This window comes from Pseudomonas sp. LA5 (genome assembly GCF_028640825.1).
GTDB lineage: Bacteria > Pseudomonadota > Gammaproteobacteria > Pseudomonadales > Pseudomonadaceae > Chryseomonas > Chryseomonas aestiva.
Map to the genome: position 1 here is coordinate 384,715 of NZ_JAQYZY010000037.1, position 21,870 is coordinate 406,584.

Sequence of the window (21,870 nt, forward strand, 5' to 3'; positions counted from 1 at the left end):
GGATGATCTCGGAATCCGTCGTGGACCTGTCACGCCTGCAATTCGGCATGACCGCGCTGTATCACTTCATCTTCGTGCCCCTGACCCTGGGGCTGGTGGTGATCCTGGGGATCATGGAGTCGGTCTATGTGATGACCGGCAGACAGGTCTACAAGGACATGACCCAGTTCTGGGGCAAGCTGTTCGGCATCAACTTCGCCCTGGGCGTCACCACCGGCCTGACCATGGAGTTCCAGTTCGGCACCAACTGGGCCTACTACTCCCACTACGTCGGCGACATCTTCGGCGCGCCCCTGGCGATCGAGGGCCTGATGGCCTTCTTTCTGGAATCCACCCTGATCGGGCTGTTCTTCTTTGGCTGGGATCGCCTGTCCAAGGGTCAGCACTTGCTGGTCACCTGGCTGGTGGCCCTGGGCTCGAATCTATCCGCCCTGTGGATCCTGGTGGCCAACGGCTGGATGCAGAATCCGGTCGGCGCCGAATTCAACTACGTGACCATGCGCATGGAGCTGGTCGACTTCGGCGCCCTGCTGCTCAACCCCGTGGCCCAGGTGAAGTTCGTCCACACCGTGGCCTCGGGCTACGTCACCGGCGCCATCTTCGTGCTGGCGATCTCCAGCTACTACCTGCTCAAGGGTCGCGACATCGGCTTTGCCCGGCGCTCCTTTGCCGTGGCCGCCGCCTTCGGTACTGCCGCGGTCATCTCGGTGATCGTGCTGGGCGACGAATCCGGCTATCGCGTGGGCGAGGTCCAGAAGGTCAAGCTGGCCGCCATCGAAGCCGAGTGGAACACCGAGGCAGCCCCGGCCTCCTTCACCCTGTTCGGCATCCCCAATCAACAGGAGATGCGCACCGACTATGCGGTGAAGATCCCCTATCTGATGGGCCTGATCGCCACCCGCTCCACCACCGAACAGGTCACCGGCATCAAGGACCTGGTCACTCAATACGAGGCCCGCGTCCGCAATGGCGCCCAGGCCTACGCCCTGCTGGAGCGACTGCGCGCCGGCGATGACTCCGCCGCCACCCGCGCCGCCTTCGACGCGCGCAGGCACGACCTGGGCTATGGCCTGCTGTTGAAGAAATACGTCAACGATCCCGTCACCGCCACCCCCGACCAGGTCCGCCAGGCCGCGCGGGACACCATTCCCGGCGTCGCCAGCCTGTTCTGGACCTTTCGCCTCATGGTCGCCAGCGGCGTGCTGATGCTGGCGCTGTTCATCTGCGCCTTCTGGGCCTCGACCCGGCGCAACGAGCTGAAGAAGCCCTGGCTGCTGAAGTGGGCCCTGTTCAGCCTGCCGCTGCCCTGGATCGCCACCCAGACCGGCTGGTGGGTCGCCGAGCATGGCCGCCAGCCCTGGACCATCAGCGAGGTGCTGCCTACCCATCTGTCGGCCTCGACCCTGGCCGCGGGCGATCTGCTCGGTTCCATCGGCGCCCTGGTGATCTTCTACACCCTGCTGCTGATCGTGGAGATGTACCTGATGATCCGCTTCGCCCGCCTCGGCCCGAGCAGCCTGCACAGTGGTCGCTACTACCACGAACGCGCTGCCCAGGTCGGCGACGCCCTGCGCCAGGCCGCCGTGGCCAGGCCCGCCGCTCCGGCCAACGTCTGAGGAGACCGCCATGTTCGACTATGAAGTGCTCAAGCTCACCTGGTGGGTGCTGATCGGCGTGCTGCTGATCGGCTTCGCCCTCACCGACGGTTTCGACATGGGTGCCATGATCCTGATGCCCCTGATCGGCAAGACCGACAAGGAGCGCCGCGCCGCCATCAACAGCATCGCGCCGCACTGGGACGGCAACCAGGTCTGGTTCATCACCGCCGGTGGCGCCCTCTTCGCCGCCTGGCCGCTGGTCTATGCCACGGCCTTCTCCGGCCTCTACTGGGCGCTGCTGCTGGTGCTCTTCGCGCTGTTCCTGCGCCCGGTGGGCTTCGACTACCGCAGCAAGCTGGACAACACCCGCTGGCGCAGCGCCTGGGACTGGGGCCTGTTCACCGGCAGCCTGGTCCCGGCACTGGTGTTCGGCGTGGCCTTCGGCAACCTCTTCCAGGGTGTACCCTTCCAGCTCGACGACACCCTGAGATCCACCTACAGCGGCAGCTTCTTCGCCCTGCTCAACCCCTTCGCCCTGCTCAGCGGCCTGGTCAGCCTGGCCATGCTCTGCGCCCATGGCGGCAGTTGGCTGATGCTGCGCACCCACCAGGCGCTGGGCGAGCGCGCCCGTCGCGCCACCGGCCTGAGCGCCCTGCTCCACCTCGTCACCTTCGGTCTGGCCGGTGTCTGGCTGGCCTATGGCTTCGACGGCTACGTGCTGGTCAGCCAGGGTGATCCGGGCAGCGCCCTGAATCCCCTGCACAAGGTGGTGACCGCCGGCAATCCGGGCTGGCTGGCCAACTACCATACCCAGCCGCTGACCCTGCTCGCCCCGGTGCTGGCGGCGCTCGGCAGCGTCCTGGCCCTGCTCGGCAGCAGCTGGCGCCAGGCCGGCCTGGCCTTCACCGGCACGTCCCTGGCCATCGTCGGTACCCTCGCCACCGCCGGCTGCGCGCTGTTTCCCTTCGTGCTGCCGTCGAGCCTGCACCCGGCCTCCAGCCTGACGGTCTGGGACGCCGTCTCCAGCCACAAGACCTTGGGCATCATGTTCGTCGCCGCGGCCATTTTCGTGCCGCTCATCCTGGCCTACACCCTGTGGAGCTACGTGCGCATGTGGGGCAAGGTCGATGACCGCTTCATCGACGCCAACCCCCACGGCCTCTACTGATCACCGATCTCAAGGAGACTCCTTCATGTGGTACTTCACCTGGATCCTCGGTGTCCTGCTCGCCGCGAGCTTCGGCATCATCAACGCCCTCTGGCTGGAAAGCACCCGGGAGCTCGATGTCCATGACGATGCCGAGTGCTGAGGCCCTGCCCCGCGTCCACCCACTAGGACGGACGCTGTCCCTGCTGCTGGCGGCGCCCCTGGCGCTGCTGCTGATGATTCACCCGGGCTTGATGCTCGACGCCAGCGGCCACTACAGCCATCCACTGCTGATGGGGGTCATGCTGGGTGTCTCCGCCGGCCTGGTCCATGGCGTCGGTTTCGTGCCGCGGCTCTGGCTGTGGCGCCTGGTGTTCGGGCCGGTGCTGGGCTGGCCGCTGCTGATGCTCGGCTACGTTCTGCTCTTCCAGGCGCAACTGGGCTGATTGACGTCTGACGATAGCGCCCGGCCTTCCCGGGCGCCTTCTTCATCAGCCGCCGTACCGCCTGGCCGCGCTACTCGCGCCGCCTCACTCCCGTGGATGAATAATCTGACTATCAAGGTTCGTCTGCGGGTGCCGACATAACCGGAATCGATCTTGCCCGTGCCGGCTCCTCGCTTGCCGCCGGCGTACCCGCTGAACGCCTCAGAGAATGCCACGATGCTCAGGAATGCCCCCTTAAGTACCAAGCTGCTGCTGATCCTGCTCCTGCCGCTGGCTGGATTCCTGGTGATCTCCGGACTCTACACCGCCGACCGCTACGAAACCTTCAAGGATATGGAGCACACCGTTACCGCCAGCGCCACGGCGCAGCGCATCAGCGCCGTGGTCACCAGCCTGCAGCGTGAGCGGGGCGCCAGCGGCGTCTTCCTGGGCAGCGGCGGCAAGTCGATGCAGGACAAGCTCAAGGCCTTCCGCCAGGACAGCGACCAGGCCCATGGCGCGCTCAAGGCGGTGGCCAGCGGTAGCGATGCCGCTATCCAGAGCCTGCTGCGCGCCCTGGATGGTCTGGCCGATCTGCGCACCAGGGTCGACGCCCTGGCGCTCAACAGCACCCAGTCCGGTGCGGCCTATACCGAGCTGATCAAGACACTGATCGGCTACACCCATTCGCTGGAAGCCGGTGTCGACGATCCGGCCATCCTGCGCGCCCTGGGCGCCCTCAACCTGTTCGTCGAGATGAAGGAACGCGCCGGCCGCGAGCGCGTGCTGCTGGGCCTGGCCTTCAACCAGAATCGCTTCGACGCCGGTCTGCTGTCGCGCTTCGCCCGCAACCTGGGCGAATTCTCCGCCTATGCCGACGCCTTCGAGCGCAAGGCCACGCCCGATTTCATCCGCCAGCTCGACGACACCTTCAAGCAACCCAGCGCCCAGGAAGTCAGCCGCCTCCAGCAACTGGCCTTCACCGTCCCCCTGGGCGACGCCCTGGGCGTCAAGCCGGAAGACTGGTTCAACCTGGCCACCCAGCGCATCGATCTGATGGGCAAGGTCGAGGCGGACCTCGGCGCCAGCGTCGGCGCCCAGGCCGAGCAGGCCCGCGCCAAGGCCAGTCGCGACCTCTGGATCACCCTCGGCCTGGTGCTGCTGGTGCTGGTGGCCGTCTCGGCCCTGGCCTGGGTGATCATCCGCAACATCAAGCAGGCGGTCGAGCAGGTCAACGCGACCCTCACCCGCCTCGCCACCCGCGACCTCACCGCCCGCTGCGCCTATCAGGGCCGGGACGAGTTCGGCACCATCACTGGCAACCTCAACCTGATGAGCCAGGAGCTGGGCCAGGTGATCCAGGAGATCGGCGCGGCTACCGTGCAGATCGCCACCGCCGCGGAAGAGGCCTCGGCGGTCGCCCTCCAGACCAGCCAGAACGTCGCCCAGCAGCGTCTGGGCACCGACCAGGTGGCCACTGCCATCGCCGAGATGAGCGCAACGGTCAAGGACGTCGCCCGCAGCACCACCGAAGCCGCCGAAGGCTCGCGCCAGGTAGAGGGCAACACCAGCCAGGGTCGCCGCGAATTGCAGGCCACCATCGGCCTGGTGCAGGGGCTGTCGGTGCAGGCCGAGCGGACCTCGGAGATCATCGGCGAACTCAAGCACGAGAGCGACGCCATCTCCTCGGTGCTGGACGTGATCCGCGGCATTGCCGAGCAGACCAACCTGCTGGCCCTCAACGCCGCCATCGAAGCCGCCCGCGCCGGTGAAGCCGGTCGAGGCTTCGCCGTGGTGGCCGACGAGGTGCGCTCCCTGGCGCAGAAGACCCAGCAATCCACCGGCAGCATCCAGCAGATGATCAGCAATCTGCAGAGCGGCTCCGACCGCGCCACCCAGGCCATGCAGGAGACCCTCGGCCAGGTACAGACCGGTGCCAGCAACGTGGTCCGCGCCGGCGAGCTGCTGGGTGAGATCGCCGAGGGCGTGACCCTGATCAACGACCGCAACATCCAGGTCGCCTCGGCCGCCGAGCAGCAGAGCCAGGTCGCCGAAGAGATCAGCCGCAACGTCAACGACATCAATGACCTGGTGATCCAGGTCAGCGCCGGTGCCGAGCAGACCGCCGTCACCAGTCGCGAACTGGCGCGTCTCGCCGAACAGCAGCAGGCGCTGGTCGGCCGCTTCCGGGTGGCCTGAACCCCCTCCCGGCGCTCGACCGCCAGAGCGGAGGACCGATCCAGGTCCTCCCCGCCATCCCTGCGCTGCAGCCGGCCGTTCCCGTTCTGCGACATCCTCTCCGCGCAGCCCAGTCGCCTGCCGCTGGGCGTCCGCTGCCTTCCTGCCCGTCACTGCCCCGCCTCGCTCACCGCGACCCATCCGGACGTCAGTCGTCTGCGGCGGCCCAGCAGCCGTTCGCGCCGGCACCCGAAGCCTTCTACCGCTCTAGCACGCTACTTGCAGGCGTTTTGAGTGGACCTCCGCAGGCCGCTGCGACCCGGGTATTTCTGCCGTCGATAGCCCACCTTGATCACCTGATCCTTTCGGCCGGCGATGCCTGCGTGGTGACCGCTTCTAGAACTGAACCGTCGCGTCCCAGCAGGCGCGATGGTCCTCTCTCAAAGGACTGACCGATGCTGAAGAACGCCGCCCTGAGTACCAAGCTGCTGCTGATCCTGCTCCTGCCCCTGACGGGTTTCCTGCTGATCTGCGGTCTCTTCCTAACGGAGCGCTACCAGATACTGGAGAACCTGGATCACACCGTGACCGCCAGCGCCACGGCGCAAGGCGTCAGCGCCCTGATCACCCGCCTGCAGCGTGAACGGGGTGCCAGCGGCATCTTTCTCAGCAGTGGCGGCACGGCCCTGCGCGACGACCTGCGGACCTATCGCCAGGACAGCGACCAGGCCCAAGGCGCCTTGCGCGCACTCGCGGCCGGCGACGATGCCGCCCTGCAACCCGTGCTGAAGCTCCTCGACGGCCTGCCCGGTGTGCGCACCACCGTGGACGGCCTGACGATCAGCGGGACCCAGTCCAGTGCCGCCTATACCGAGATGATCCAGGCATTGATCGGCTACAACAGCAAGCTCGAAGCCGAGGTGGCGGATCCGGCGATCAAGCGCGCCCTGAATGCCCTGAATCTGTTCGTCGAGATGAAGGAACGGGCTGGCCGCGAGCGCGCGCTGCTGGGCATAGCCTTCAGCAGGAATCGGCTGGATTTGCCGATACTGGTGCAGATCGCGCGCACGCTCGGCGAATTCACCGCCTATGCCGACGCCTTCAGGCAGAGGTCCGCACCCGAGGTCGTCCAGCGGTTCGACAACATCCTCCAGCAGCCCGCTGCCCTGGAGCTGGCGCAATTGCAGCGGCGTGCGCTCTACACGACGCCGGGCAGACCGCTGAATGTGCAGCCGGACAGCTGGTTCGACCTGGCCACCCGGCGCATCGATCAGTTGGGCACGCTGGAAACGCAACTGGGCGCAGACATCATCGCCACCACCGAGCTGACACGCGCCGGCGCCAGCCGCGATCTCCGCACCACCCTCGGCCTGATGCTGGTATTGCTGCTGGCCGTCTCGGTGCTGGCGTGGTTGGTCATCCGCACCATCAGGCAGGCGGTCGAACAGGTCAACGGCACCCTCACCCGCCTGGCGACCCGCGACCTCAGCGCCCGTTGCGGCTACCAGGGCCGGGACGAATTCGGCACCATCACCGGCAACCTCAATCTGATGAGCCAGGAACTCGGCCAGCTCATCCAGGAGATCGGGGCGGCAACCCTGCAGGTTGCCACCGCCGCCGAAGAGGCCTCGACCGTGGCCATCCAGACCAGCCAGAACGTCGCCCAGCAGCGCCTGGGCACCGATCAGGTGGTCACCGCCATCGCCGAGATGAGCGCCACGGTCAAGGACGTCGCCCGCAGTACCAGCGAAGCCGCCGAGGGCTCGCGCCAGGTCGAGGCCAACGCCCGTCAGGGTCGCCGCGAATTGCAGGCCACCATCGGCCTGGTGCAGGGACTGTCGAGCCAGGCCGAGCGCACCGCGCAGATCATCGTCCAACTCAAGCAGGAGAGCGACGCCATTTCCCTGGTGCTGGACGTGATCAATGGCATCGCCGGGCAGACCAATCTGCTCGCTTTGAACGCGGCCATCGAGGCGGCGCGCGCCGGTGAGACCGGTCGCGGCTTTGCCGTGGTGGCCGACGAGGTGCGCTCCCTGGCGCAAAAGACCCAGCAATCCACCGGCAGCATCCAGCAGATGATCAGCCACCTGCAGAGCGGCGCCGACCGCGCCGCCGAGGCCATGCAGGAGACCCTGGGCCTGGTGCAGACCGGCGCCGGCAACATGCTCCGCGCCGGTGAGTTGCTGAGCGAGATCGCCGAGGGCGTGACCCTGATCAACGACCGCACCATCCAGGTCGCCTCGGCCACCGAGCAGCAGAGCCAGGTCGCCGAAGACATCAGCCGCAACGTCAGCGACATCCATGAACGGGTCATCCAGGTCAGCGCCGGCGCCGAGCAGACCGCCGTCACCAGCCGCGAACTGGCCCGCCTGGCCGAACAGCAGCAAGCACTGGTGGGTCGCTTTCACGTGACCTGATGCAGCCAGCGAGCGGCAGGCCGGGACGCGCTCGCCAGAACCTGGCTCGCTGCGGTCGGCCGCTGCCGGACTTCAGCGTCCTGGCCGGAAATCCGCCGGATTCAAGGCGTAGCGGCGCAGCTTCACATAAAGCCCGGCGCGCGAGATCCCGAGCCGGGTCGCGGTTTGACGAAGGTTGCCGCGGGTCTGCTGCAAGGTGGCACGGATCAGGTCCCGCTGCCCCGTTTCAAGGGGGGTGAGGCGCTCGCCCTCGGTATCCGTGGACAGCGTGTTGGCGACCAACGAAGGAGGCAGGTCTCCCGGCTGTATGAGCGGCCCCTGGGCCAGATTGACCGCCCGCTCGATGACGTTCTCCAGCTCCCGCACGTTGCCGGGCCAGCTATGGGCCAGCAGCAACGTCAGCGCTTCGTCTGCGATGGCCGGCGGCGGCCGTTCCAGATGACGGCTCAGCGCCTTGAGCAGAGTAGCCACCAGCAGCGGAATGTCTTCGCGGCGCTCCCGCAATGGCGGTACCTGCAAGGGAAGCACATTGAGGCGGTAGAAGACATCCCCACGGAAGCTCCCGCCGGTCACGGCCTGGGCCAGGTCGCGATGGGTCGCGGCGATGACGCGGACGTCCACCGCCTGGGCCTTCTTGGCACCGATCCGGGTCACCTCGCCCTCCTGCAGCACCCGGAGCAGGCTCGCCTGGGCCTCAAGGGGCATATCGCCGATCTCGTCGAGAAACAGCGTGCCGCCATCGGCCAGCTCGAACTTTCCCGCCGCACCGCCACGAGCAGCCCCGGTGAAGGCCCCCTCGACATGGCCGAACAGCTCGCTCTGCACCAGGTCGCGTGGAATGGCGCCACAGTTCACCGCAACGAAGGGGCCATGGCGACGGACACTGGCGTTGTGGATCGCCTGGGCGAATAGCTCCTTGCCTACCCCGCTTTCTCCCAGTACCAGCACCGTGGCTTCGCTGTGGCTGGCTGCCTGAGCCACGCGCAAGGCGTTCTGCAAGGCTGGCGAGCGACCCTGGATATCGTTGAAGCTGTAACGCGCCCGGGTGCCCAGCAGTTGGCGGGTGATCTCGCGGATGCGGCGGTTCTCTCGCAGCGACAGCACCCAGCCGCCCTGGGCGATGGGCGCGGCGGAGGCCAGGCACGGCAAACCGCTGCCGTCTGGTAGCAACAGGGTGAGGTCGCGGTCCTGGCGTTCCCAGCGACGATCCAGCCAGAGGTCGAGGTCAGTGTCCTGGGTGATGAGGCTGGCGAAGGGGCGCCCCCGCTGTGGATCGTCGAGCTGCAGCAGGCGCCGCGCATAGCCGTTCAGGCTACGGATGCAGCGGTCGTCGTCGAGCAGGATGACGCCTTCGTTGAGGACCTCCAGCACCCGCTGCTGCTCGTCCAGCAGCGCGGTGAGCGCCAGCTGGCGGGAGATCGCATCGGCCGCGGCCTGGACCGTGCCCAGGGTATGGCAGTGGAAGTTGCCCACCGCCGCGGTGAGGGTCAGGGCGCCGAGCAGCCGTCCCTGGGTGTCGCGGACCGGTGCCGAGGCGCAGTGCATCCGCCGTTCGCGCAGCCCGCGCTTGAAATTCTCGCCCGCCAGGACGAACACCAGCCGCTGCTCGCGCAGGGCCAGGCCGGTGCAGTTGGTGCCCTGCACCGACTCCAGCAGACGACTGCCCAGCGGGGTGAGATCCAGCCCGCAGGCGGCCAGGGTCACGCCCTCGGCATCTGCCAGGTTGAGGTGCCCGTCCGGGTTGTAGCGCAACAGCTCGGCCATGACCGGCGCGGCGATGTCCAGCAGCTCGCGCTGCCGCTGCAGCCGGCGGGCCAGTTCCTGCGACTCGACGAATTCGTAGTGGAATTCCTCCGCGACGATGCCCGCCGCGCGGCTGCGCAGCCAGGACGCCCGGATCACCGGCCGCACCGGGACCAGTTCCGTGGCCCCCGCCAGGCAGTCGGTCCAGGCGGCATCCAGCTCGCGCTGGACACCTTCGGCGACCGACGACCGCTGCAGCTCGCTGACGAACTGCAATTCCCGCGTCAGCTCGCTCGGGGCGACCTTCTCCTGCATCTTCGGCTCCTCGTCCAATCTTTGGACATGTCCAGCTGGACATGTCTTTTTTATAGACATAAAGGCGGACTGGCAAGTCCCGTAGGCCGCGACCTGGCTGCCTTTCCTGCCCTGGCATGGCGGTTGCTCCCTCCGCGTCGGGTACATCGCCCACGCCTATAACAACCACAAGAGAACGCCTCATGCCCCAGACGAACACCCCCCTCGCCCTCGGCCTCATCGGTACCGGTCGCATGGGTACCTTCCATGCCACCGCCCTCGCCCGGCACCTGCATGGCGCGCGGCTGGTCGCCCTGGCCGATCCGGCGCCCGGCGCCGCTGCCCGGCTTGGCGAGACCCTGGACGTCGCCCATATCCACACCGACCCCCAGGCGTTGATCGAAGACCCCGCCGTCGAGGCCGTGGTCATCGTCGCCCCGGCCCGCAGCCATGCCGAGCTGGTGGTGGCCGCCGCCCGCGCCGGCAAGCCGGTGTTCTGCGAAAAACCCATGGCCGTGACCCTGGAAGAGGCCGATCGGGCCATCGCCGCCTGCGCGGAGGCCGGCGTGGCCCTGCAGGTAGGCTTCAACCGGCGTTTCGCCACCAGCTTCCGCAGCGCTCGGGAGCTGATCGTCCAGGGGCGGATCGGCACACCGCATCTGCTGCGCTCCCTCACCCGCGATCCGGCGCTGCACGATCCAGCGGCGGTGAAACCCTGGACCATCTTCCTCGAGACCCTGATCCACGACTTCGACACCCTCAACTTCTTCAATCCGGGCGCCCGCGCCGTGCAGGTCTACGCGGTGGCCGACGCCCTGGTGCGCCCCGATTTCCGTGACCGCGGCCTACTGGACACCGCCGTGGTGACCATTCGCTACGACAACGGCGCCATCGCCACCGCCGAGGCCAACTTCCAGGCGGTGTACGGCTACGACGTGCGCGGCGAGGTGTTCGGCAGCGCGGGCATGCTGACCGCCGGGGACGCCCGGACCAGCGAGCTGGTCTGCTACGGCGCCGACGGCATCAGCCAGACCACCCAGCGCTCCGACGCCGAATTGCTGCGCGACGCCTACCTGGCCGAGCTGCGCGCCTTCGTCGATGCCGTGCGCGAGGGCACCCCGGTGCCGGTGGGCGGCCACGATGCCCGGGCGGCGCTGGCCATCGCCCTGGCCGCCATCGAATCGGTGCAGACCGGCCAGCCGGTCGCCGTCGCGGAGTGAAGCCCATGACCTCATCGCCCTTCATCCTCGCCGTCAGCGCCGAAATGGTCTTTCTCGACCTGCCCTTCGTCGAGCGGGTCCGCCGCCTGCACGCCCTGGGCTTCGCCGTGGAGATCTGGGACTGGACGCGCCACGACATCGACGCCCTGGCCGCCACCGGCGCGCGCTTCACCTCCATGACCGGCTATGTCGCAGGCGACCTGGTGAGTGCCGAAGGCCGTGCCGCCCTGCTCGCCAGTGCCCGGGAGTCCCTGGCCGTGGCCGAGCGCCTGGCCTGCCCTTCGCTCAACCTGCACGGCACCGGCCTGGACCCGCGCGGCCTGCCGGTCAAGCCGCTGGCCGAGGTGAGCGGCCATCACTGGCTGGCGGCGCGTGACACCCTCGCCGAGATCGCCCGCCTGGGCGAGTCCGCCGGCCGGGTCTTCCTGCTGGAGAACCTCAATACCGCGGTGGACCATCCCGGCGTGCCCTTCGCCCGCGCCGAAGACACCCTGGCCCTGATCGAGGCGGTGGCCAGTCCCTACCTGCGGCTCAACCTGGACCTCTACCATGCCCAGATCGGCGAAGGGAATTTGATCGAGCTGATCCGTCGGGCCGGGTCGGCGATCGGGGAAATCCAGGTAGCCGATGTCCCAGGGCGCTGTGAGCCGGGGACCGGCGAGATTCACTACCCGGCCATTGCCCGGGCCCTCGCCAGGCTCGGCTATCGTGGTGTGGTCGGCCTCGAAGGCTGGGCTGCCGAAGGTGATACCGAGCGTGCGCTGGAGCGCTTCAGAACGGCCTTCACCCTGTAGTCCCCGCTAGATGTTTCCGCTCGCATAACAACAAGAGGAACTGAACATGCTGCTTCGCAACCTGCTGTGCGCCGCCTTCGCCTTCGCCCTGACGCCCCTGGCCCTCGCCGACTACCGTATCGGGGTGAGCATCGCCAAGGTCGACGACAACTTCATGACCTATGTCCGCCGCAATCTGGAAGAGGCGGGCAAAGCGGAAAAGATCAGCCTGCAATTCGAGGATGCCCAGGGCGACGTCGTTCGCCAGCTGAACCAGGTGCAGAGCTTCCTGGCGCAGAACGTGGACGCCGTGATCGTACTGCCGGTGGACACCGCCGCCACCGTCAACATTACCCGCGCCGCCACCTCGGCCAAGGTTCCGCTGGTGTACGTCAACCGGCGCCCGGACGATCCCAAGCTGCCCGCCGGGGTGGTCGCGGTGGCCTCGGACGACTTGCAGGCCGGGCAGTTGCAGGGGCAGTTCATCGCCAAGCAGCTGAACGGCAAGGGCAGCATCGCCCTGATCATGGGCGAGCTGACCCAGAACGCCACCCGTGGTCGCTCCGAAGGTCTCAAGGAAGCGCTCAAGGCCTATCCCGACATCAAGGTGATCGCCCAGCAGAACGCGGACTGGGACCGCAGCAAGGGCATGGACCTGACCAGCAACTGGCTGACCGCCGGGACCCATTTCGACGCCATTGTCGCCAACAACGACGAGATGGCCATCGGCGCCGCCATGGCGCTGCAACAGGCCGGAATGGGCAAGGGTCAGGTTCCGGTGGTGGGGGTGGATGGTCTGCCCGATGGGCAGGCGGCCATCAAGCGCGGACTGCTGGCCGCCTCGGTGTTCCAGGACCCCCGCGGCCAGGCCGTGCAGGCGGTGCAATCCGCGCTCAAGATGATCCGCAAGGAACCGGTCCAGGCGGATGTCTGGGTGCCGTACGAGCTGATCACGCCCGGTAACCTGGCGGATTACACCGCTCGTTTCAAGTAGCGGCCGGGAGCGCACCGGCCTGAACGGGGTAGCGTCCCCTCGAAGGCTGAAAACCAACGCCCGGGACAGCTCAGTACCCCGCCCAGCGGGAGCAAGGCGTCAGTGCCGGTCCCTTGCTCCGCTGGCGCGCCGCTCGTCCACCGTCAGGGCCAGTCTTTCACCAGCGACCTGAAGTAGAGGGTGAAGATCAGCCGTACATCCATGAGCGGCGCGAAGATGTCCTGGTCACGAAGGATGCCAGCCAGCGTGCCGCAAAACAGGCTATGCAGCTGTAGGCTGGCACTTCTCGGCGTCACCGCGACCTGCAGGCGCTGCCGTTGGCCATCGAAGAGGCGCTCGACGAGCGCCACGAATTCGCGGGTCAGGGCATTTTCCCGCTGTTCGACTTCCTGCAGTTCCTGAGTGAACTCGCAACGGTGCATCAGGATGGTCATGACACGACGCTCCCGTCCCGGCTGAACGAATTTCTCCATGCACTCGACGCACAGTTCGTACAGCCTCATCAGGCAATCGCCCTCCCCATCCATACTCAGCTGCTGGGTGACTTCGTCAAGCGGAATGCGGATGCGATTGAGCATCTCGTGGACCAGCTGCGCCTTGTCCCTGAAGTGCCAATACACCGCTCCTCGCGTGAGCCCGCACTCTCTGGCGATCATTTCGAGGCTGGTGCGTGAAACACCATTGGTGAGAAACAACGCCTCGGCTGCATCCAGAATGGTCTGGCGTGTCTGCTCAGCGTCTTCTTTAGTACGGCGCATGGCTATCTCGTTTCAAAGGCGTCTGTTTTGACAGTCTAACGTTTAGCCTGTCTTTTACAAACATTCTTGCATGTATGCTTACCTAGCGCATCTCTTCGGCACTTACACCGATGCGCACTCGTCTTTCCTGGGAGCTACGTGGGTGCCGGCTGCCCAGTCAGGTTTTGGACAGCGGCTGGAGAAAAACAGGAAGAGAGCCTTCTCTTCCTGGTGGACTCATTTCTTATCTGAAACGACGCAGGGAAACGCCGTTCCTACCGCTACGCGAGTCCAGAAATCATGTGCACCGCCGCGCGCGTGGCCGGCCGGGCCACCCGTGCAAGCGCGTTCAGCAACTATCAGCTCCCCATCCAACGCCTGAACAGCACGCTGGCATTCACCCCACCGAAACCGAAGCCATTTGACAGCGCGTACTCAATCGGTAGTTGCCGTGCCTGCAGGGCAACGAGGTTCAGGCCTTCCGCGGCCGGATCGGGGTGGTGCAGGTTCAAGGTCGGCGGCACGATCTGGTCGCGCAGCGCGAGCACGGTGAAGATGGCTTCCACGCCCCCCGCGGCGCCCAACAGGTGCCCGGTGCTCGACTTGGTCGAGGTGATGGCGACTGAGGACGCGTCGCCAAACACCGCACGGATGGCCGCCAGCTCGCCCTTGTCGCCCACCTGGGTGGAGGTGGCGTGGGCATTGATGTGCTGAACCTGGGCAGCATTGATGCCGGCCTGGCGCAGGGCCTGCGCCATGGCGCGACGGGCACCGCTGCCGTCCTCCGGGCCGGCGGTGAGGTGATAGGCATCGGCGCTGGTACCGTAGCCCACCAGCTCGGCCAGGGGTGTGGCGCCCCGTGCCAGTGCATGCTCCAGGGTCTCGATCACCAGCAGCCCGGCGCCTTCGGCCATGACGAAGCCGTCACGCTCCCGGTCGAAGGGGCGCGAGGCCTCCTGCGGACGCTCGTTGGATCCCGTGGACAGCGCCCGGGCGACGGCGAAGCTGCCCAGGCTCACACGATTGATCGCCGCCTCCGCCCCGCCGCAGAGGGCGATGTCGGCCTCGCCGCTACGGATCAGCCGGGCGGCGTCGCCGATGGCCTGGACACCGGCGGCGCAGGCGGTGATGGGCGCACCCAGCGGACCGCGGAAGCCGTATTGGATGGAGACGTTGCCCGCCGCCATGTTGGCGAGGAACGACGGTGCGGTAAAGGGCGAGAGCCGCCGCGGGCCGCGGGCATCGGTGGTCCGCACCGCCTCGGCGATGGCGCCGAAGCCGCCCACCCCGGAGGCGATGATGGCCGCCGTGCGCTCGCGCTGCGCCTCGCAGGTCGGTTGCCAGCCGGCCTGGCCGAGGGCTTCCTGGGCCGCCACCAGAGCGAACTCGATGAAGCGATCCATCTTCTTCAGATCCTTGGCGGCGATGGCCACCAGGGGGTCGTAGCCCGCCTCCGGATCTTCGGCGCGGTCGGGGACCTGACCGGCGATGAGACTGCCCACCCCGTCGCTGACCGCGGGCGGCAGCGGACTTATGCCCGAGCGCCCCGCCAGCAGCCGAGACCAGACCCGGTCGGTGCCACAGCCCAGCGGACTGACCGTGCCCAGGCCGGTCACCACGATGCGTGTTCTGTCGTTGCCTTGCATTGCCTTACCTCTTCTCTCGATGGACGAGGCGCCCGCGGGCGACCTCGTGTCTTGTCCGCGCCCGATCAAGGCGCAATTGGCAGATCGGAGGACAGGGAATCACCGCGGACGGGTGGCCTGATCCTGAACCAGATGGCATACATGGCCGGCAGGAATACGAGGGTGAGCACGGTGCCCGCGAGGGTGCCGCCGATGAGGGTGTAGGCCAGGGTGCCCCAGAACACCGAATGGGTAAGGGGGATGAAGGCCAGCACCGCCGCCAGCGCCGTGAGGATCACCGGTCTTGCGCGCTGCACGGTCGCCTCGACCACCGCCTGGAAGGGGGGCAGGCCGTCCTGCTCGTTCTGGTGGATCTGCCCGATCAGGATCAGGGTGTTGCGCATCAGGATGCCCGACAGCGCGATCAACCCGACCAGGGCATTGATGCCGAAGGGTTGCTGAAACAGGATCAGGGTCGGTACCACCCCGATCAGCCCCAGGGGACTGGTCAGGAAGACCATGATCATCGCGGCCATGGAACGCACCTGCAGGATGATGATGAGCAGCGTCAAGGCGATCATCAGCGGGAAGATCGGCAGCATCGCCGCCATCGCCTTGCCCGACTCCTCGATGGCGCCCGCCTGTACGATCCGATAGCCCGCCGGCAAGCGCTGGATGATCGGCTGCAGCTGCTGGAGCACGGCGGTGGAAACGTCCGGCGGTTGCAGCTCTTCGGCGATATCGCCGCGCACGGTGATCGTCGGCACCCGATCGCGTCGCCGCATGAGCGGCTCTTCCAGCTGCACCTCCAGGTCGCCGATCTGCGACAGCGGAATGCGCTGGCCCTGGGCGCCGACCAGGGTGAGATCGCCCAACCGCGCCGGATCGAGGCGAACATCACCGGCCGCGCGCGCCACCACCTGGACGGTGCGAATGTCTTCGCGCACCGCCGTAACCGGCACGCCGCTGAGCAGGAATTGCAGCTGCTGCGCGACGGCGCTGGAGCTCAGGCCCATGGCCTGCAGGCGATCCTGCTGCAACCTGAAGCGCAGCACCGGCGTGCGCGTGCCCCAATCGCTGTTGACGGTACGCATCAGCGGACTGGCACGCATCACCTGCTCCACCTCCGCGGCCACCCGCCGCAGCACCTGCGGATCGGGACCGCTCACGCGAAAGGCGACCGGGAACGGCGAATAGGGCCCGAACACCAGTTGGGTGACCCGCAGCCGTGCCTCCGGCGCGAGTCCGGCGGCAATGGCGTCACGCAGCCGCATCTTGAGAGCTTCACGGGCCTCGGGGTTGTCGGTGCGGACGATGATCTTGGCGAACGACGGATCCGGCAGCTCCGGACTCATGGCGAGAAAGAAGCGCGGCGCACCCTGCCCGATGTACGAGGTCACGATCCGGGCATCATCCTGCTGGGCAAGCCAGGCCTCGACCTTGGCGGTCGCCCGTTCGGTCTCGCTGATCGAGGTGCCATAGGGCATCTGCACCTCCACCATCACCTCGGGGCGATCGGAGATGGGAAAGAACTGCTTCTTGACGACAGCCATGCCCAGGATGGCGGCCACGAACAGGCCGATCACCAGCAGCGCGACCAGCCACTTGCGCGCGATCACCTGGCCGAGAACGCGGCGGAAGCGGTGGTAGCGCGGCGTGTCGTAAAGCGCGGTGTGGCCACCCTCGACGGTCTTGGTCTCCGGCAGCAGCTTGACGCCCAGGTAGGGCGTGAACACCACTGCCACGACCCAGGAGGTGATCAGCGCGATGCCGACGATCCAGAACATGTTGCTGGTGTATTCACCCGCCGCGGACTGGGCAAAGCCATTGGGCATGAAGCCCACGGCGGTCACCAGGGTACCGGCCAGCATGGGAGCGGCGGTGTGGCTCCAGGCATAGGCGGAGGCTTTGCCGCGGCTATAGCCCTCCTCCATCTTCACCACCATCATCTCGATGGCGATGATGGCATCGTCCACCAGCAGCCCCAGGGCCAGGATCAGCGAGCCCAGGGTAATGCGATCGAAATTCTTGCCGGTGGCGGCCATGACGAGAAACACCGCCGCCAGCGTCAGGGGGACCGCGGCCGCCACGACGATGCCCACCCGCCAGCCCATGCTGACGAAGCACACCACCATCACCACCAGCAGGGCGACAAAGAACTTGATCATGAATTCGTCGACCGACGAGGCGATGTTGACCGCCTGGTCGGTCACCTTGGTCAGACTCATGCCCAGGGGCATCTCAGCGTTTATGTTGCCGACTTCGCCTTCAAGTGACTTGCCGAGATCCAGGCCATTCCAGCCGTCGCGCATGACGATGCCCAGCAGCAGCGCCGGCTCGCCACCGCTGCGGATGACGAAGGTGGCCGGGTCTTCATAGCCACGCGTCACCGTCGCGACGTCGGCCAGTTTGAAGGTGCGGCCCTTGACGATCACCGGGGTGTCGCGGATGGCATCGAGCTGTTCGAAGGCGCCATCCAGACGGACGAAGACCTCGGGGCCGCGGGTTTCGATGGAGCCCGCGGGCGTCAGGACATTCTGGGCATTGAGCGCGGCGAAGATGTCTTGCGGTGCCACGCCCAGGGTCGCCAGGCGATCGTGGGAAAACTCCACATAGATGCGCTCGGTCTGCTCACCCAGGATATTGACCTTCTTGACCCCCGGTACATGCAGCAGACGCTGGCGCAGCGTTTCCGCCTCGCGTGCCAGCAGCCGTTGCGACTCGCCCCGGGCCTTGAGTGCGAAGAGCGCGAAGGTGACGTCGGCGTATTCATCGTTGACCATTGGCCCGCTCACCCCGGCGGGCAGGACCTTGGCTTCGTCACTGATCTTCTTGCGCGCCTGGTAGAACTCCTCGGGCACCTCGGCCGGCGGTGTGCTGTCGAGCAGCGTCAGGGTGGTAAAGGCCAGGCCCGGACGGGTATAGGTCTCCGAGCGCTCGTACCAGCGCAATTCCTGCAGGCGCTTTTCCAGTTTCTCGGCGACCTGATCCTGCATCTCGTGCGCCGTGGCCCCCGGCCAGGCCGTGATGATGGTCATGACCTTGACCGTGAAGGCCGGATCTTCCGCCCGGCCCAGCTTGAAGAACGACAGTACCCCGCCGACCGAGATCAGCAGGATCAGAAACAGGGTGATGGAGCGCTCGCGGACGGCCAGCGCCGACAGATTGAATCGGCTGTCGCTCACGGCTGCTTCCCTTCCAGGGCACTGTTGGCAGTGGTGGCCAGGCGGATCGCCTGGCCCTCGTGAAGGAGATGAACGCCGAGGGCCACGACCCTGTCACCCGGCAGGAGGGGGCCGTCCACCAGGGCGGTGTCATCCGACACCTGACGAATCTGCACGGGTACCCAGGCGACCTGCCCGGGCGAGCCCTGGATACGCCAGACCCCCGCGCCTTTGCCCGCGTCGTACAGGGCGCCCAGCGGCACCTGCAAGGCATTCGCCCGATGCCCGGACTCTTCCGGAATGCGCAGTCTCACGGTGGTGCCCAGGGGCGCACTGGCCAGCGTCCCTTCGAGCACATAGCGCGCCTCGAAGGTACGCGTCTCGCGGTCGGTGCTGTCCGATAACTGCCGCAACCGAGCCGATCCCGGCTGTTCCGCAGCGCCCAGACGGCTGGCTTGGGCCAGGGAGCCAAGCTTCGGACGCAAGGTCTCCGGCAGCTGGACGACGACCTCCCGGGCGCCTGCACGAGCCAGGCGCACCACGCTCTGTCCAGCGGCTACGACCTGCCCGGGCTCGGCCAGGGTATCGACCACGGTGCCATCCGCATCGGCCACCAGGACGGTATAACGGCTGGCGTTGAAGGCGACTTCCGCCTGGGCTTCGGCAGCCTTGAGCTGGGCCCTGGCCGTATCCGCAGCAGCCTTGATCTGATCGTAGCCGGAGACCGAGATCGCCCCCGTGCCCCGTAGATCCCGGTAGCGCGCCTCATCGTCCGCCGCCTGGCGGGCTCGCGCCTGGGCAGCGGCCACGGCCTCGCGCTGCGCCTGCAGGGCCAGTTGCAGATCGATGGGATCAAGCTTCAGCAGCGGCTGCCCGCGCTTGACGGTTTCACCGATGTCCACCAGCCGTTCGGCGACCTTGCCTGTCACGCGGAAGCCCAGATCGCTCTGGATTCGCGCGGCGACGATACCGGTAAAGGTACGACCAGCGCGCTCGGCGGGCTCCGCCACCGCAGCTCGCACCAAAGGCGCCTGCGTGCGGGGATCGCCCTGGGAAGGGGCGTTGCAACCGCCAAGGGACAGCGAAAGGACGGTAGCACCCACAGCGGTGGAAAGCAGACGGCGCGCGAACATGGAAGCTCCGAGAGGATGCCAGCAGAGCGCGCAATTTGATACTAGTGACCATTTTAGTCAATAGTCACAAGACAATTTAGGGCGAGAGGCTACGCAGCACCAGGTTGGACAGCTGGGCAAGAGCGACATCGAAATGCTCGAAGCTGTGCTGGAGCATCAGCGGATTCAGATAGGGTCGCAACACGAGATAGGTCGCCATCGTCACGTCGTCAATCGGCGTCTTGCGCTCGAACTGTCCTTCCCCGCGGCCCTGCACCAGGATCTCCTTGAGCAGCTCCTGCATCCGCGCTTCGTAGCTGATCGTGGCCGGCCAGCGGCCCGACGCCGCAGAAATGGCGATTTCGTAAAGCTTTCGATCGTCTGAAAACAGCCGCAGGGTTGCCGCCGGAAGGCTCTGAAACAGCCTTCTCAACTTTTCGGGGGCTTGGGTAGCCGAGGCCACCGCGGCCCTGGCCTCGGCCTCGATTCCGCTCAGGCAATCCGCACAGATGGCCTCGCCAATCGCCTGCTTCGAATCGAAGAACTTGTAAATGTAGGCCTTGGAAAACCCGATGCTCCGGGCGAGTTCGGACACCGTGGTTTTCTCGTAGCCGTAGTGGCTGAAGTGTTCTTTCGCTGCCACCATGATCTGGTGGCGAACGTCGTGCTCGGCCGGTCCACGAGCCTGGCCAGGGGAAACGGATTCGGTAGTCATGGGGCTGGGTGTTCCGGCAGTTGCAAAATGATGCGGAAGGTGACCAATATACACTTTAGTCACTAAAACCGTTCAGGCGTTGCTCAGGATAAAAGCCCATGCGCTCCAGACTCCAGATTATTCTGCTCACCAGCGCCACCCTGGCGAGCGGCTGCACAGTCGGGCCTGACTACCGCGCCCCTGAAGGTGCGTTACCGGCAACCTTCCAGCAGCAGCCGGTGGCAGCGACCCTGGCCGATCGGGCGCTCGCGGGTTGGTGGGACCGTTTCAACGATCCACTCCTGAGCCGCCTGGTAGAACAGGCGCTTGCGCAAAATCTCGATCTGGTCCAGGCCGACGCACGCATTACCCAGGCTCGCGCCGGCCTTAGGGCGGCCGATGCCGCGCTATTGCCGGCAGGCGATCTCGGTGGCCAAGCCGGTCGTGCCTATCAGTCGCTGGAAACACCGCTTGGACGGGTGCTCGATTCAGCGCCCGGCTACGCCAGGAGCGGTTCTTCCTATGAGGCCAATCTTGACTCAAGCTGGGAGCTGGATGTGTTTGGCGGTCTGCGCCGAGGTCGTGAAGCCGCCCGGGCCGACTACCAGGCCAGCGTGGCGGGTGCCCGTGCCGTGCGCCTTGCCGTGGCTGCCCAGACCGCCGATCTCTATGTCGACATCCGCGGACTGCAGACACGCCTGGCGATCGCTCGCCATCAGGTGGACACCCAGCAGGGCTTGCTGTCGATGGTCAGGCTACTGAACGGCAAGGACCTGGCGACCGACCGGGAGCTACGCCAGGCCGAAGGAGGCTTGGCCGAGGTCCAGGCCTCGATACCCGGCCTGGAGTTCTCGCTGGAGCGGGCCATGAATGCACTGGACGTGATGCTGGCGGCGCCACCTGGCACCTGGCGTACCCAACTGGCTGGCGCCGCGTCCATTCCCGACGCCCCCCGCATCGAAACGGCAGGCACGCCCGCCGACCTGCTCCGTCGACGTCCGGACCTGATCGCGGCCGAGCGCCGCCTGGCCGCCGCCAATGCCCGGATCGGCACCGCAATGGCCGAGTACTATCCCAAGATCTCCCTGAGCGCTCTGCTCGGCAGCGCCACCACGATTTCCAGTGGCAATCTCTTCAGCCACGACGCCAATCAGGCGCTCGGTGCCCTGGGCGTACGCTGGCGGCTGTTCGACTTCGGCCGGATCGATGCGCAGATCCAGGCGGCCGAGGGACAGCGCGCAGAATCGCTGGCGGCCTATCGGCTGGCGGCATTGCGCGCCACCGAAGACGTGGAAGATGCCCTGACCGGCCAGTTGAAGCGCGAAGAGCAGGTCACTCTGCTGACGGCGGGCGAGGCTTCGCTCAGCCAAGCCCGCCAGGCCGCCGCCCTCGCCTACCAGAAGGGTGTGCTGCCCCTGGTCGACGTTCTGCAGGCCGATGAGCGCCTGCTCCGCACGGCCGATGCGCGTGCCCAGGCGCAAACGGCAGCCGCACAGGCGGCAATAAGCACCTTCAAGGCGCTGGGTGGAGGCTGGCAACCCGCTTCCCCCGCCGCCCTAAGCCTGAGATAGCAGAAGACGGCACCTGCTGCACCGGGCCAGCCCGAGCGGCTGTCCGGTACAAAAGCCGGGATTCTGCATCGCGACCCCTGCAAGCCGGCCGGCCATACTGGGTACCCATGGCCGGCACCGGTCAGCTCCCCAGGTAGACAGCCATTCCGGTCGTCCCATGCCAGCAGGTTAAGACACG

General features: G+C 66.8%; 16 protein-coding genes. 10 read left to right on the plus strand and 6 right to left on the minus strand.

The window, feature by feature from the left end; translation table 11 throughout:
* Positions 1–2 precede the first annotated feature (2 nt).
* The 6 genes from PVZ72_RS13790 to PVZ72_RS13815 all read left to right on the plus strand — a co-directional run bounded on the left by PVZ72_RS13790 (position 3) and on the right by PVZ72_RS13815 (position 7,765).
* Positions 3–1,616: a cytochrome ubiquinol oxidase subunit I gene (locus tag PVZ72_RS13790; RefSeq protein WP_273862213.1), complete on the plus strand. Its 1,614-nt coding sequence runs from the start codon at positions 3–5 to the stop codon at positions 1,614–1,616.
* 10 nt (positions 1,617–1,626) lie between these two features.
* Complete coding sequence (cydB, locus tag PVZ72_RS13795; protein ID WP_273862214.1) at positions 1,627–2,766, plus strand: cytochrome d ubiquinol oxidase subunit II; 1,140 nt, start codon at positions 1,627–1,629, stop codon at positions 2,764–2,766.
* Between the two features lie 25 nt (positions 2,767–2,791).
* Positions 2,792–2,908: a cytochrome bd-I oxidase subunit CydX gene (gene cydX / locus PVZ72_RS13800; RefSeq protein ID WP_007158843.1), complete on the plus strand. Its 117-nt coding sequence runs from the start codon at positions 2,792–2,794 to the stop codon at positions 2,906–2,908.
* Positions 2,895–3,191 (plus strand): cyd operon YbgE family protein, encoded by a 297-nt coding sequence (locus tag PVZ72_RS13805; RefSeq protein ID WP_133861251.1) that lies wholly within the window; start codon positions 2,895–2,897, stop codon positions 3,189–3,191. Before cydX ends, PVZ72_RS13805 begins: the two co-directional genes overlap by 14 nt.
* Positions 3,192–3,407: 216 nt before the next feature.
* Positions 3,408–5,369, plus strand: a complete 1,962-nt coding sequence (locus tag PVZ72_RS13810; protein WP_273862215.1) for a methyl-accepting chemotaxis protein — start codon at positions 3,408–3,410, stop codon at positions 5,367–5,369.
* Positions 5,370–5,803: 434 nt separating this feature from the next.
* Positions 5,804–7,765 carry a methyl-accepting chemotaxis protein gene (locus tag PVZ72_RS13815; protein ID WP_273862216.1) on the plus strand — a complete coding sequence of 654 codons (1,962 nt, stop codon included), beginning with the start codon at positions 5,804–5,806 and terminating at the stop codon, positions 7,763–7,765.
* Positions 7,766–7,837: 72 nt separating this feature from the next.
* Here PVZ72_RS13815 and PVZ72_RS13820 read toward each other — a convergent pair whose 3' ends face one another.
* Entirely contained in the window at positions 7,838–9,823 is a 1,986-nt protein-coding gene (locus tag PVZ72_RS13820) for a sigma-54-dependent Fis family transcriptional regulator (RefSeq protein WP_273862217.1), read from the minus strand.
* A gap of 182 nt (positions 9,824–10,005) precedes the next feature.
* Here PVZ72_RS13820 and PVZ72_RS13825 point away from each other — a divergent pair, with 182 nt between their 5' ends.
* The 3 genes from PVZ72_RS13825 to PVZ72_RS13835 are packed head-to-tail and all read left to right on the plus strand — an operon-like array spanning position 10,006 to position 12,789.
* Positions 10,006–11,022, plus strand: a complete 1,017-nt coding sequence (locus tag PVZ72_RS13825) for a Gfo/Idh/MocA family oxidoreductase (RefSeq protein WP_273862218.1) — start codon at positions 10,006–10,008, stop codon at positions 11,020–11,022.
* 5 nt (positions 11,023–11,027) lie between these two features.
* Positions 11,028–11,816 (plus strand): TIM barrel protein, encoded by a 789-nt coding sequence (locus PVZ72_RS13830; RefSeq protein ID WP_273862219.1) that lies wholly within the window; start codon positions 11,028–11,030, stop codon positions 11,814–11,816.
* A gap of 46 nt (positions 11,817–11,862) precedes the next feature.
* A complete protein-coding gene (locus PVZ72_RS13835; RefSeq protein WP_273862220.1) occupies positions 11,863–12,789 on the plus strand; it encodes a sugar ABC transporter substrate-binding protein in 927 nt (308 codons plus the stop codon).
* Positions 12,790–12,932: 143 nt separating this feature from the next.
* Here PVZ72_RS13835 and PVZ72_RS13840 read toward each other — a convergent pair whose 3' ends face one another.
* From PVZ72_RS13840 to PVZ72_RS13860, 5 genes are all read right to left on the minus strand, one after another.
* Entirely contained in the window at positions 12,933–13,547 is a 615-nt protein-coding gene (locus PVZ72_RS13840; protein ID WP_173147902.1) for a TetR family transcriptional regulator, read from the minus strand.
* 338 nt (positions 13,548–13,885) lie between these two features.
* On the minus strand, positions 13,886–15,172 hold the full coding sequence (fabF, locus tag PVZ72_RS13845) for a beta-ketoacyl-ACP synthase II (RefSeq protein ID WP_273862221.1): 1,287 nt from the start codon (positions 15,170–15,172) through the stop codon (positions 13,886–13,888).
* Positions 15,173–15,237: 65 nt separating this feature from the next.
* Positions 15,238–18,336, minus strand: a complete 3,099-nt coding sequence (locus tag PVZ72_RS13850) for an efflux RND transporter permease subunit (RefSeq protein ID WP_273862222.1) — start codon at positions 18,334–18,336, stop codon at positions 15,238–15,240.
* Positions 18,333–19,448, minus strand: coding sequence for an efflux RND transporter periplasmic adaptor subunit (locus PVZ72_RS13855; RefSeq protein ID WP_273862223.1), 1,116 nt, complete (start codon positions 19,446–19,448; stop codon positions 18,333–18,335). Before PVZ72_RS13855 ends, PVZ72_RS13850 begins: the two co-directional genes overlap by 4 nt.
* A 76-nt stretch (positions 19,449–19,524) precedes the next feature.
* On the minus strand, positions 19,525–20,142 hold the full coding sequence (locus tag PVZ72_RS13860) for a TetR/AcrR family transcriptional regulator (protein WP_273862224.1): 618 nt from the start codon (positions 20,140–20,142) through the stop codon (positions 19,525–19,527).
* Positions 20,143–20,240: 98 nt separating this feature from the next.
* Here PVZ72_RS13860 and PVZ72_RS13865 point away from each other — a divergent pair, with 98 nt between their 5' ends.
* Entirely contained in the window at positions 20,241–21,692 is a 1,452-nt protein-coding gene (locus PVZ72_RS13865; protein ID WP_273862225.1) for an efflux transporter outer membrane subunit, read from the plus strand.
* The last annotated feature ends 178 nt before the right edge of the window (positions 21,693–21,870 follow it).